At 32.6% G+C, this 12,894-nt stretch carries 11 protein-coding genes and 1 tRNA gene; 8 read left to right on the forward strand and 4 right to left on the reverse strand.

Translation table 11 applies throughout. The features are described 5' to 3' along the window. Window positions 1–82 precede the first annotated feature (82 nt). On the reverse strand, window positions 83–1,180 hold the full coding sequence (locus tag MBM09_RS04000) for a serine hydrolase (protein WP_238675567.1): 1,098 nt from the start codon (window positions 1,178–1,180) through the stop codon (window positions 83–85). 105 nt (window positions 1,181–1,285) lie between these two features. Continuing rightward, window positions 1,286–2,428: an acyl-CoA dehydrogenase gene (locus MBM09_RS04005; protein WP_238675568.1), complete on the reverse strand. Its 1,143-nt coding sequence runs from the start codon at window positions 2,426–2,428 to the stop codon at window positions 1,286–1,288. Between the two features lie 94 nt (window positions 2,429–2,522). On the opposite strand from MBM09_RS04005, the gene MBM09_RS04010 reads away from it, so the two are divergent. From MBM09_RS04010 to MBM09_RS04045, 8 genes are all read left to right on the forward strand, one after another. Then, entirely contained in the window at window positions 2,523–3,587 is a 1,065-nt protein-coding gene (locus MBM09_RS04010) for an anhydro-N-acetylmuramic acid kinase (RefSeq protein WP_238675569.1), read from the forward strand. A gap of 151 nt (window positions 3,588–3,738) precedes the next feature. Beyond that, window positions 3,739–4,965 (forward strand): Glu/Leu/Phe/Val dehydrogenase dimerization domain-containing protein, encoded by a 1,227-nt coding sequence (locus tag MBM09_RS04015; protein ID WP_238675570.1) that lies wholly within the window; start codon window positions 3,739–3,741, stop codon window positions 4,963–4,965. Window positions 4,966–4,975: 10 nt separating this feature from the next. Beyond that, window positions 4,976–6,367: a sodium:proton antiporter NhaD gene (nhaD, locus tag MBM09_RS04020; protein WP_238675571.1), complete on the forward strand. Its 1,392-nt coding sequence runs from the start codon at window positions 4,976–4,978 to the stop codon at window positions 6,365–6,367. 51 nt (window positions 6,368–6,418) lie between these two features. Further along, a complete protein-coding gene (locus MBM09_RS04025) occupies window positions 6,419–7,120 on the forward strand; it encodes a MotA/TolQ/ExbB proton channel family protein (protein ID WP_238675572.1) in 702 nt (233 codons plus the stop codon). Window position 7,121: 1 nt separating this feature from the next. Further along, on the forward strand, window positions 7,122–7,514 hold the full coding sequence (locus MBM09_RS04030) for a biopolymer transporter ExbD (protein WP_238675573.1): 393 nt from the start codon (window positions 7,122–7,124) through the stop codon (window positions 7,512–7,514). After that, entirely contained in the window at window positions 7,514–8,362 is an 849-nt protein-coding gene (locus tag MBM09_RS04035; protein ID WP_238675574.1) for an energy transducer TonB, read from the forward strand. The genes MBM09_RS04030 and MBM09_RS04035 overlap by 1 nt, the downstream gene beginning before the upstream one ends. Window positions 8,363–8,365: 3 nt before the next feature. Then, complete coding sequence (locus MBM09_RS04040) at window positions 8,366–9,583, forward strand: folylpolyglutamate synthase/dihydrofolate synthase family protein (protein ID WP_238675575.1); 1,218 nt, start codon at window positions 8,366–8,368, stop codon at window positions 9,581–9,583. A gap of 62 nt (window positions 9,584–9,645) precedes the next feature. Continuing rightward, window positions 9,646–9,720, forward strand: a tRNA-Val gene (locus MBM09_RS04045). Between the two features lie 58 nt (window positions 9,721–9,778). On the opposite strand, the gene murF is transcribed toward MBM09_RS04045, so the two are convergent. Continuing rightward, complete coding sequence (gene murF / locus MBM09_RS04050) at window positions 9,779–11,053, reverse strand: UDP-N-acetylmuramoyl-tripeptide--D-alanyl-D-alanine ligase (RefSeq protein WP_238675576.1); 1,275 nt, start codon at window positions 11,051–11,053, stop codon at window positions 9,779–9,781. Window positions 11,054–11,144: 91 nt separating this feature from the next. Further along, window positions 11,145–12,836 (reverse strand): gliding motility lipoprotein GldJ, encoded by a 1,692-nt coding sequence (gldJ, locus tag MBM09_RS04055; protein ID WP_238675577.1) that lies wholly within the window; start codon window positions 12,834–12,836, stop codon window positions 11,145–11,147. Window positions 12,837–12,894: the final 58 nt, after the last annotated feature.

Below are 12,894 nucleotides of genomic sequence, written 5' to 3' on the forward strand. Positions count from 1 at the left end.
AAATTTGGCGGACTCGCAAATAAGCACAAATATTTCGGTTTAGCACTTATTAGCTATGTTTTATATACGTTATTATCCTTTGTTATTTTTCCGTGTTGAATGTCGGAAGGAATATATCATTCAACATTGCAAAAGGTAATTTATCCTCTTGAGAATTATAAGCGCCTCCAGTAAATACAACAACCATATCCAACTCTGGAAGAATCATAATATACTGACCTCCATTTCCAGTTGCCGTTTTGGAAACAACAACTTTGCCCTTTACTTTAAATGGGATGTTCCACCAAAGATAACCATAGTCAATTCCTGTAATTTTGGTTTTCGGTGTAGTTGATTCCTTAATCCAATTTTCCGACACGATTTTTTTTCCGTTCCATTTCCCCTTATTGAGTAACAATTGTCCAATTTTTGCCATATCCCTTGAGGTCATATATAATCTTTTGCCAGATGGTATAATTTCTTTATCCGATGTATGTCCCCAATTTACATTATCAATTCCCATAGGACTGAATAAATATTTCTCAGCGAATTTGTCAATTGTCATTCCTGAAGCTTGACTTATTATTTCTGCGATTAAAACTACGCCCATTGAACAGTAATTTGACAATGCCCCTGGTTCATTAACCATTGGTAAGTCAAGAGTATATTGAAGCCAATCCTTTTTTTTATAGACTTTGTCTTCTTGTCCTTTTGATTTTTTATTCCAATCGTTACAATCAAGTCCGCTGGACATAGTCAAGAGATTTTTGATGGTGATGTTATTCTTCCTCTTATCGAGATTTTTTTTGGGTATAGGATTTTTAAGATATTTTGATATTGGGTCGTTAATGTCTTCAATAAACCCTTTGTCAATTGCGATTCCCAATAAAATTGACCTTATGCTTTTCGTGATAGAACGAAGGTCGTGAGGTTGGTCTGCTGAATGTTCTTTAAAATACTCCTCAATAATCAGTCGGTCATTTTTTATCAATAAAACACTATGTATTTCGTTTGCTTTGTTTTTTAATTGGCTGAATGCCTTATAAATTAGTGTTGTATCAACGTTTTGTGATTTTAAATTTTCCGTTTTCCATCCGTCCCCAAGTTCTTTCGGTTGCGAATAGGTATAGGTGTTCTGTCCATAGCAAAGTGAATTAACGAATAATACTAAGATTGTTAATGCTGCTATGTTTTTTTTCATAATAAAGGGGTAATGCGATGATATGAAGTCGTTCTATAATGACTTATATCAATCGTTAAACGAAGTTAGTTGAAATTTTTTACAAAGTCAATAAGAAGTAGCTAACTACTCCCTCAAAACACTTCTGGAAATCACAATTTTTTGAATTTCGCTAGTGCCTTCATAAATCTGAGTAATTTTTGCATCACGCATTAAACGTTCTACATGGTATTCTTTAACAAAACCATTACCACCGTGTATTTGCACCGCTTCAACGGTGTGTTCCATAGCAACTTTACTGGCATACAGTTTTGCCATGGCACTAGATTTATCGTAGTTGTTACCTTGGTCTTTATCCCAAGCAGCTTTCATAACAAGCATTCTAGCCGCTTCAATATCGGTATACATGTCTGCTAACTTAAAAGCAATAGCCTGATGGTTACAAATTTCGGTACCAAATGCTTTTCGTTCTTTCGAGTATTTTAAAGCTAACTCATAAGCGCCAGAAGCAATACCTAAAGCTTGTGCTGCAATTCCAATTCGTCCTCCAGAAAGCGTTTTCATTGCAAACTTAAAACCAAAACCGTCTTCACCAATTCTATTTTCTTTTGGCACTTTTACATCGTTAAATTGTAGAGTGTGTGTGTCACTTCCGCGGATTCCTAGTTTGTCTTCTTTAGGACCAATATGAAAACCTTCCATACCTTTTTCAACTATAAAAGCATTAATACCTTTATGCCCTTTTTCTCTATCGGTTTGCGCAATAACTAAATACACATCAGAACGTCCGCCATTAGTAATCCAGTTTTTGGTACCATTAATAACGTAATGATCACCTTTATCTATAGCAGTAGTTTTTTGCGATGTAGCATCACTACCAGCTTCTGGTTCACTTAAACAAAATGCACCAACAAACTCGCCTGTAGCCAGTTTAGTTAAATATTTTTGTTTTTGTTCTTCGGTTCCATAAGCTTCCAAACCATAGCAAACCAACGAATTATTTACAGAAACAATAACCGATGCAGAAGCATCAATTTTTGATAATTCTTCCATAATAAGCACATACGAGATAGCGTCCATACCGCTTCCGCCGTATTTTGGGTCTACCATAATGCCCAAAAATCCTAAATCGCCCATTTTTTTTACCAATTCTTTTGGGAATTGTTGTTTGTTGTCGCGTTCTATAACGCCAGGAAGTAATTCGGTTTGAGCAAAATCGCGAGCGGCATCGCGTATCATCATATGTTCTTCTGAAAGACTAAAATTCATAATTCGTAATTATATTATTGATTTGGTAAAAAATGTTTACAAATATAGCCTTTTAGTGTTAATTTTTCAATCGGGATTGTTATTTTTACCTCGTATGAAAAAAAGTGAATACAATGTTATTGGGGTAATGTCTGGAACATCTTTAGATGGTATAGACCTAGTTGCGGTAAAATTTCAATTTAACAATTCATGGGATTTTAAAATCACACATTCTGAAACTGTAAGTTACAGTGAAGAATGGTATAATACATTAAAAAAATTAGTAACTTTTTCTATTGAAGATTTAAAGAAGATTGATGTAGATTACACTAAATATCTTGCTGGTATTATTAAAAACTTCATCACAAAAAATACTTTAGAAAATATTGATGCCGTTTGCTCGCATGGTCATACTGCTTTACACCAACCGAAAAAAAAATTAACTTACCAAATAGGTAATTTACCAAACCTAACAAGTTTGTTGGGTGAGAAAGTGGTTTGCGATTTTAGAGTTCAAGATGTTGAACTTGGTGGTCAAGGTGCGCCATTAGTGCCAATAGGTGATAAATTATTGTTTTTAGATTATGATTATTGTATCAATTTAGGAGGTTTTGCAAATATTTCAACGGAAGTAGAAGACAATAGAATTGCGCATGATATTTGTCCGGTAAACATTGTTTTAAATCATTATGTGAGTAAACTTGGTTTTAATTATGATGATGAAGGAAAAATAGCATCAACAGGAAAAATTAATCAGGAATTGTTAAACCAGTTAAATAATTTGTCGTTTTACAAAGAAAATTATCCAAAATCCTTAGGGTTAGAATGGGTAAATATGCATGTTTTTCCTCTTGTTGATAGTTTTAAATTAGAAGTTAAAGATGTTTTAAAAACTTTCGTAGAACATATTTCATTTCAAATAGCTTCAGAAATTAATAAAAAAAGCAACGCTACAGTTTTAATTACTGGCGGAGGCGTTTACAATACTTATCTAATAAATAGCTTAAAAACCTACACGGAGCATGTAATTGTGGTTCCTAACAATCAAATTGTAGAGTATAAAGAAGCTTTAATTTTCGCACTCTTAGGTGTGTTAAGACTCAGAAAACAAGTTAATTGCTTAAAAAGCGTAACAGGCGCAACAAAAGACCATAGTTCTGGTAAAATTTATCTACCTTAAAATTAATAAAAAATTAATCTAAAAGGCTTATAGTTTTTTATATTTGTTACTTACTAATTTAATACTTTCCTTATGAATCAGCTTTAGCAACACTTCAGTTAAAATTCCCAAAAATTAATTGTAAGCTAAAACGAATCATAATATAATATTGATGAAAGAATTATTAAAAAAGTACGAAAATAAAGAGCCAGAAATTGTTTTTAATTGGAAAGATTCTGAAACCGAGGCAGAAGGATGGGTGGTTATAAATTCATTACGAGGAGGAGCTGCTGGTGGTGGAACAAGAATGCGAAAAGGACTTGATATGAACGAAGTTTTATCGTTAGCAAAAACTATGGAGATTAAATTTACTGTCTCTGGTCCTCCTATTGGTGGTGCTAAGTCTGGTATTAATTTCGACCCACAAGACCCAAGAAAAAAAGGTGTTTTAGAACGTTGGTATAGTGCCGTATCTCCATTGCTTAAAAGTTATTATGGAACCGGAGGCGATTTAAATGTAGATGAAATTCATGAAGTTATTCCAATTACTGAAGAAAGTGGTGTTTGGCATCCGCAAGAAGGTGTTTTTAATGGGCATTTTAAACCCACTGAAGCTGATAAGATAAATAGAATAGGTCAATTAAGACAAGGTGTAATTAAGGTTATCGAAAATCCTGATTACACACCTAGTGTTTCAAAAAAATATACAATATCTGATATGATTACAGGTTTTGGAGTTGCCGAAGCTGTAAAACAGTATTATAATGTTTATGGTGGTAGTATAAAAGGTAAGCGTGCCGTAGTTCAAGGTTTTGGAAATGTGGGAGCAGCAGCAGCTTTTTATTTATCGCAAATGGGAGCCAAAATAGTGGGTATAATTGATATTGTAGGCGGATTAATTAATGAAGATGGTTTTACTTTTGAAGAAATCACTAACTTGTTTCTAGCCAAAAAAGGGAATAGTTTAGTGGCGGATAATTTAATTCCTTTTAATGAAATTAATGAGAGAATTTGGTCTATACAAACAGAAATTTTTGCACCTTGTGCAGCGTCACGATTAATCACTATTCATCAAATAGACGAAATGATTGATAGCGGTTTAGAAGTTATTTCTTGTGGTGCTAATGTGCCTTTTGCAGATAAAGAAATTTTCTTCGGACCCATTATGGAGCATACCGATTATAAAGTGAGTTTAATTCCAGATTTTATATCAAATTGCGGTATAGCTCGTGTTTTTGCCTATTTTATGGAGCGTCGTGTACAAATGACAGACGAAGCTATATTTAATGATATATCTGAAACAATTAAGAAAGCAATTCAAAAAATTTATAATAAAAACAAATCAAAAACAGAGATTAGTGCCACTGCATTTGAGATAGCACTAAAACAACTTATTTAAAAGAGAATTTATGGAAGCAGCAATTATTTTGGTATTTGTAATGGGGTATTTAGCCATTACTTTAGAGCATAGTATAAAAATAGACAAGTTAATACCCGCGTTAGTTATGATGGCTATATGTTGGGCATTAATTGCTTTAGGTATCGATGCTTTCCCGCAGTGGTTTGATTCAGGAAAACACTCCTTGTTAGAAGGTTTTGGAGATTATTCGCTTGAAGATAAAATGCATCTCATGGAAGAAACCTTATTACATCATTTAGGTAAAACTTCCGAGATATTAGTGTTTCTTTTAGGAGCTATGACCATTGTTGAAATTATAGATTACTTTGATGGGTTTTCAACAATTAAAAACTTTATTAAGACCAAAAGTAAAGTAAAAATATTATGGATTTTTTCAATTTTAGCGTTTATTTTATCTGCTATAATCGATAATCTTACAGCTACAATTGTACTTATATCTATTCTACAAAAAATAGTAAAAGATAGAAGTGTTAGAATATGGTATGCAGGTTTAATTATTATTGCTGCAAATGCAGGTGGAGCATGGTCTCCAATTGGTGATGTAACCACAACTATGCTTTGGATTGGTAAAAAAGTAACCACGGGTCATTTAATAGGCTATTTATTTATACCATCTTTATTATGTATGGCAGTACCATCTGCAATAGCATCTTTTTTACCAGCGTTTAAAGGCGAATTAGAAGTAGAAGAAGTTATAGAAAAAGAAAAATCTAGATTTAGTGGAACCATGTTGTACCTAGGTTTAGGAGCTATTATTTTTGTGCCTATTTTTAAGGTAATAACGCATTTACCTCCTTATGTTGGTATGATGTTATCTTTAGGTGTAGTTGCAGTTTTTGCTGAAATTTACAGTAGTTCTAAGTTTAGTATGACATCAGTTGATGCTAAGGAAAGTGATGCTCATGCACACCATAGCCCTGTGCATCATTCCTTATCTAAAATAGAATTACCAAGTATTTTATTCTTCTTAGGTATATTAATGGCAGTTGCAGCCTTAGAATCTTTAGGGATTTTATTTGGTTTTGCAGCATCATTACAAGACACCATGCCAATGCTTGGTACTGAGTTACATCACGGAGGCGTATCAGATTTAGTTGTGCTTTTATTAGGTGTAGGTTCTGCGGTAATAGATAATGTGCCGTTAGTAGCAGCAAGTTTAGGGATGTTCTCTGAACCTATCGATAATGAATTGTGGCATTTTATAGCGTATTCTGCTGGTACAGGAGGTAGTATGTTAATTATAGGTTCGGCAGCTGGTGTTGTGGCAATGGGTATGGAAAAAATTGATTTTTTCTGGTACCTAAAAAAGATTTCTTGGTTAGCTTTAGCAGGGTTTCTTGTAGGAGCTGCAGCCTTTATGGTAACAAGAACATTGTTTTAATATAATTAAACACAAAAAGATACGTTATACAATTCAAACATTTAAAATTATATGCTAAACATATTATTACAAGATACACAGGAAGGCTCTGAATTGTTAACAGATGGAGAATCTGTTGAAAAAACAATTTCTATAATAGAATTAATTAGTAGTGGTGGTGTTGCAGGACAAGTTATAATAGCTCTGTTGTTTTTATTACTAGTTGCAGCTATTTATATTTATTTTGAACGCATATTTGCTATAAAAGCAGCTTCGCAGGTTGATGCTAATTTTATGAATCAAATAAAAGACCATGTAAGTAATGGTAAAATTGATTCTGCTCAAATGCTTTGTGCTCAAGTAAATTCGCCAGTATCCAGATTAATTGGTAAAGGGATTTCTAGAATAGGAAAACCTTTGGCAGATATTAATACAGCTATTGAAAATGCAGGACGTTTAGAGATTTACGGATTAGAAAAAAATGTAAGTATTCTGGCAACTATTTCTGGAGCAGCTCCAATGATAGGGTTTCTTGGTACAGTAATTGGAATGATATTAGCAATATTTGAATTGGCTAACGCCGGAGGAACTATTGAAATGGATGTTTTAGCAGGAGGTTTATATACTGCTATGACAACTACAGTTGCAGGTTTAATTGTGGGTATTGTAGCTTATATGGCATACAATCATTTAGTTGTTAAGACTGATAAAGTAGTTTATCAAATGGAGGCAAATTCATTAGAATTTTTAGATCATTTAAACGAACCTACATAATATGAACTTTAGAGGAAGAAATAAAGTAACACCAGAATTCAATATGTCTTCTATGACAGATATTGTATTCTTGCTACTTATCTTTTTTATGATAGCTTCCACACTTGTTACCACAAATGCAATCGACATTTTATTACCAAAAGCAAGTGGTAAAACAGAAAATAAAAAGTCTGTTGCAGTAAGTATTAAAAAAGATTTAACTTATTATATAGACCAAAAACGAGTTGGAGAAAGTGTTCTTGAAAATGAATTGCTTGCAGCACTTTCATCACAAGAAAAACCAACTATTGTTTTAAGAGCAGAAAAATCTGTACCTGTTGAAAATGTGGTTAAGGTTATGGATATTGCTAACCGAAATAAGTTTAAAGTAATTTTAGCTGTAAAGCCAAAATAATGAAATACTTCGAAACAAAACATGAGCAAAATTCAGCAAAATTAACAGCATTAATAACTGTTATTATATTGCTTTTGTTGTTTGTTGTGGGTACAACTTATATGGATCCACCAGAAGAATATGGTGTAGCAGTAAATTTTGGTAATACCAATTTTGGTAAAGGTAATGTTCAGCCAAAAGAACCTGTAAAATCTACGCCTCAAGAAATTAACGAACCTCCACAACCTGAAGTTTCAAAAGCAGAACCTACAACATCTTCCGAGGTAAAAGAAGAAGTATTAACTGCAGATAATGCCGAGGAAATTGCTATAAAAAAACAAAAAGAAGCCGAGGCAAAGGCAAAAGCTATTGCAGATGCTAAAGCAAAAGCGGAAGCAGATAGAATAGCGAAAGAAAAACGAGAGCAAGAAGAAAAAAAGAAAAAACTAGATGCTTTAATTGGAGGTGTTAGTAAATCTGATGGTACTACTTCTGGTAGTGAAGGGAACGATAATAGAGCAGGAGATAAAGGGCAATTAGACGGCGATCCTTATGCGCCTAGTTATTTTGGTGGACAAGGAACAGGAAGCGGAGGCGTTGGTTATGGTTTAAATGGTAGAGGTAGAGCAACCTATAAAACGCTTAGACAAGATTGTAATGAATCGGGAATGGTAATTGTAAAAATTATTGTGAATCAAAGCGGAAATGTTATTGAAGCAGTACCTGGTGTTAAAGGAACAACCAATACATCACAATGTTTGCTGGAGCCTGCTAAAAAAATTGCACTTTCACACAAATGGCCAGCAGATTCTAAAGCACCTGCAAAACAAATCGGTTTTGTAAAAGTAAACTTCAAATTAGGTCAGTAATACATGACGTATCTAGATACTTTAGATTGGATGTTCGCACAACTACCAATGTATCAAAAACAAGGTAAAACGGCTTTTAAAAAAGATTTAACTAATACTTTAAAGTTAGCCGAACATTTAAATTTTCCACATAAAAACTTCAAGTCAATTCATGTTGCAGGAACCAACGGGAAAGGTTCTACAAGTCATATGCTGGCATCGATTCTTCAAGAAGTAGGATACAAAGTTGGGTTATATACATCACCACATTTAAAGGACTTTCGTGAACGCATTAGAATAAATGGGCAAGTTGTAAGTAAACAATTTGTTACTGGTTTTATAAAGCGGAACAAAGCTTTTTTTGATGCAAATAAATTGTCATTTTTTGAAATGACCGTTGGAATGGCGTTTGATTATTTTTCTAAACAAAAAGTTGATATTGCTGTTATAGAGGTAGGACTTGGTGGTAGATTAGATTCTACAAATATTATAATTCCAGAAGTTTCAGTCATCACAAATATTGGTTTAGATCATACGCAGTTTTTGGGTAATACGTTAAAAGAGATAGCTTTTGAAAAAGGCGGGATAATAAAACCTAATATTCCTGTTGTTATTGGCGAAACTCAAAAAGAAACATTACCTGTTTTTAAAGAAATAGCTAAAAAGAATAATTCTAAAATTACATTTGCTGATAAAAATATTTCAGAAGAATATCAATCTGATTTACTGGGAGATTACCAAGTAAAAAATATTAAAACGGTTATACAAGCTATTAAGGAACTTCAAAATAAAGGATTTAAAATAACTCTAAAACATTTAGAAATTGGTTTGCTTAATGTTGTTAAAAACACCGGCTTATTAGGGCGCTGGCAAATTTTAAACGAAAACCCTAAAGTGGTTTGTGACACAGGACATAATAAAGATGGGTTGACTTATGTGATGAAGCAGCTTAAAAAAGAAGTATATAAATCACTACATGTTGTTTTTGGAGTTGTAAATGATAAGGATTTAAGTTCTATTATAGACTTATTACCAAAAACCGCCACATATTATTTTTGTAAGCCAAATATACCTCGAGGTTTAGATGCGATTGAATTAAAACGGTATTTTAATGATCATGGATTAAAGGGAGATACATATAGCTCAGTTAATGAGGCTTATAAAACAGCATTAGAAAATTCAAAAACTACAGATTTAGTTTTCATTGGAGGTAGTACTTTTGTTGTAGCAGAAATAATTTAATTTTTTTTTAAAAAAGTTTTTGCAGTATTAAAAACTAGGTTATATTTGCAGTCCAATTTAGAGGGCGCGTAGCTCAGTTGGTTCAGAGCACTTGGTTTACACCCAAGGGGTCAGGGGTTCGAATCCCTTCGCGCCCACAAAAAAATCCTAAAGTATTTACTTTAGGATTTTTTATTTTATATAAGTTTTCTAAGTTTATAATAATTCTAAAATACGTTCCAAAGCCATACCTCTTGAGCCTTTAATAAGTAGAGTGTTGTTTTCTATTTCAGATACATTAAAATCGTTTTTAAAATCTTCAAAGGTTTTATACTTTCTAGCTTTATTTGAGTTTGTTTTAGATTGATAAAAATTTTCACCAATAAAAATAAGCTGATCTATTTTTAATGAAGTAGCAAAGTCTACTATATTTTGGTGTTCTACTTCTGCATCATCACCAAGTTCAAACATATCACCTAAAATAGCGGTTTTGTATCCGATTTGATTTTCAAAATTGGATAAAGCAGCATGCATGCTTGATGGGTTTGCATTGTAAGCATCTAAAATAATTTTGTTTGAGTCTTTATTTATTATTTGAGACCTGTTATTAGAAGGTATATAATTTTCTATAGCAGTTTTTATATCGTTGTCTTTAACCTTAAAATAATTTCCAATTGCAATAGCTGCTGCAATATTGTTGAAGTTATAAGAGCCAATAAGCTGACTTTCTATATTTGTTCCATTATAATGACATATAACAAAAGGTTTAGCCGAAATAAAATCAATACAAACATCTTCTTTTTCATTTCCAAACGAAAAGGTATTAGCATTTTTAGTTTTTTCAACTTGAATAGAATCTTTAGCATTTACAAAAGCAATTTTGTTGTTTGTAATTAAGTAATCATACATTTCGCTTTTACCTTTTATAACACCTTCAACCCCACCAAAACCTTCTAAATGGGCTTTACCAAAATTTGTTATATAACCATAATCTGGTTGTGCGATAGTACATAAAAACTCAATTTCTTTTTTATGATTGGCACCCATTTCTACAATACCAATTTCAGTGTCTTTTGTCATAGAAAGAAGCGTAAGCGGAACACCAATATGATTATTCAAATTACCAATAGTAGCTGTGGTTTTAAACTTTTGTGATAGCACAGAATTAATAAGCTCTTTAGTGGTTGTTTTGCCATTACTACCAGTTAAAGCAATTATTGGAATTTTTAAATAATTTCTATGAAATGAGGCTAACTTTTGAAGAGTTTCTAAAACATCATTTACTAAAATAGTTTCTGCTTGATTGTTAAACTGTGCTTCATCTACAACGGCATATTTTGCTCCTAATTCAATAGCTTTCTTAGCATAAGTGTTGCCATTAAAGTTTTCGCCTTTAAGAGCAAAAAAAATATCATTTTTTTGAATTTTTCTAGTATCGGTGCATACCGAGTTACATTTTAAAAAAAGTTGATGTAATACTTCTATTTTCAATTATTAGATAAGTCTTAATTATAAAATTAAATGTATTAAAAAAAGTCCTAACAAACGCTAGGACTTTTAAATCTTTATTAGAAAAAACTATTTAGTTTTTTGTTTTATTTTTTGCTTTGCTTTTAGATCCTACACGAGACATAGCACATCTAAAACCAATATAATCTGTAGCCATATCTTGAGGGAAATAACGTCTTTGAGCTGGATCTAACCAATACTCTCTGTCTTTCCAAGAACCACCTTTATAAACTCTAACTTCGTCATTAATTAAAGAAGTTCTGTTATTTCTTTTGTCGTATTCTCTAATAATGTTTCCTAAAGAATCTCTAGTAATGGTATGCTTAGGAGAGTTATACATTTTTCTTGTATCGCTTTCTGCTTCTCCTTCTTCTTCATCATCGTTAAAGCTTTCAAAATAACGTGAAGAACGCTTGTCTCCATCTCTAAAGTTTATTTCATTACTCTTATCAAAGTTTGTTCTTAAATAAGTTTCATTGTCATCAACAGGAACTTGTAATATTTCACCAGGTAAATTTCTAGCTACTACTTTTCCGTTTGATAATGTATCGTAAACTATATCATCAGATGTAACAACTTTAACTGATCCATCTTCATTTAATGCATTTTTAGTATAAACATTACCACGATAGTAGTTAAAATCGTTAAATTCATCATCTACAATAGGTCTGTAAACATCTGCAACCCATTCAGCAACATTACCTGCCATATCGTATAAACCAAAATCATTAGGTTCATATGATTTTACAGCATTTGTAATATCAGCACCATCATCAGACCATCCTGCAATTCCGCCATAATCACCTTTTCCTTGTTTAAAGTTAGCTTTTTGGTCTCCACGAGTTTTACGTTTTCCAGAACGAGTATATTGTCCGTCCCAAGGATATTTTTTACGTCCACGGTATAAATTGTAATTTCTAATTTCACTTAACCCTAAAGCGGCATATTCCCATTCTGTTTCAGTTGGTAGCCTATACTTAGGCGAAATTAAACCAGTTTCACGAGTAGCATAAATATTAGATTCGTTACCTTCGGCATCAGTTCTTACAAATTTCTTATTACGCTTTTCACCATTAATAATTTCTTCATTACCACCATAAGTTAGTGTAGGCGCATTAATGTATGTATCGGTATTAAATGTTTGTTCTGCATTTACATCGGTAACTTTTGCATCACGTTTTAAATAACCAGCTTTTTCTAAATTGTATTCATTAACACGGTCTGAACGCCAGTTAGCAAATTCTACAGCTTGAATCCAGCTTACACCAACAACAGGATATTCTCCATAACCTGGGTGACGTAAATAGTTTTCTGTCATAACTTCATTAAAACCTAAACGGTTTCTCCAAACCAATGTGTCTGGTAAAGCACCATGATAAATAGCTCTGTAGATGTCTTCTGATGGTGGGTATGTTCTTTTTAACCAATCTAAATACTCCAAATACATGGCGTTAGTTACTTCGGTTTCGTCCATATAGAAAGACTGAACGTGTTGCTGATTTGGACTATTGTTCCAATCATGCATAACATCATCTTGAACTCTACCTTTTGTAAAGGTACCTCCTTCTACAAAAACTAATCCAGGAGAAGTTTCTTGTTCTTTGAAGTCTGTGTTATATTGGAAACCACCTTCTTTTGAGTTGATTTGCCATCCGGTAGCTCTGGAACTATTTTTTGAACTAGAAGATTTTTTACAACCAGTAAAGGCTAATGTTATAGCCAAAACCAATACAATCTTTAATGCTACTATTTTTTTCATATCCATACTTTTAAGTAAGCTAATAATATTTTTGGTGCTGCAATATAAGAATTAAACCGAATAA

The sequence above is a fragment of the Flaviramulus sp. BrNp1-15 genome (assembly GCF_022259695.1).
In the GTDB taxonomy this organism is placed as follows: Bacteria; Bacteroidota; Bacteroidia; order Flavobacteriales; family Flavobacteriaceae; genus BrNp1-15.

Bases quoted from the DNA above. Each gene is read 5' to 3' on its own strand.
- MBM09_RS04000 (WP_238675567.1), bottom strand. From the start codon at position 1,180: ATGAAAAAAAACATAGCAGCATTAACAATCTTAGTATTATTCGTTAAT.
- MBM09_RS04005 (WP_238675568.1), bottom strand. From the start codon at position 2,428: ATGAATTTTAGTCTTTCAGAAGAACATATGATGATACGCGATGCCGCT.
- MBM09_RS04010 (WP_238675569.1), top strand. From the start codon at position 2,523: ATGAAAAAAAGTGAATACAATGTTATTGGGGTAATGTCTGGAACATCT.
- MBM09_RS04015 (WP_238675570.1), top strand. From the start codon at position 3,739: ATGAAAGAATTATTAAAAAAGTACGAAAATAAAGAGCCAGAAATTGTT.
- nhaD (WP_238675571.1), top strand. From the start codon at position 4,976: ATGGAAGCAGCAATTATTTTGGTATTTGTAATGGGGTATTTAGCCATT.
- MBM09_RS04025 (WP_238675572.1), top strand. From the start codon at position 6,419: ATGCTAAACATATTATTACAAGATACACAGGAAGGCTCTGAATTGTTA.
- MBM09_RS04030 (WP_238675573.1), top strand. From the start codon at position 7,122: ATGAACTTTAGAGGAAGAAATAAAGTAACACCAGAATTCAATATGTCT.
- MBM09_RS04035 (WP_238675574.1), top strand. From the start codon at position 7,514: ATGAAATACTTCGAAACAAAACATGAGCAAAATTCAGCAAAATTAACA.
- MBM09_RS04040 (WP_238675575.1), top strand. From the start codon at position 8,366: ATGACGTATCTAGATACTTTAGATTGGATGTTCGCACAACTACCAATG.
- gldJ (WP_238675577.1), bottom strand. From the start codon at position 12,836: ATGGATATGAAAAAAATAGTAGCATTAAAGATTGTATTGGTTTTGGCT.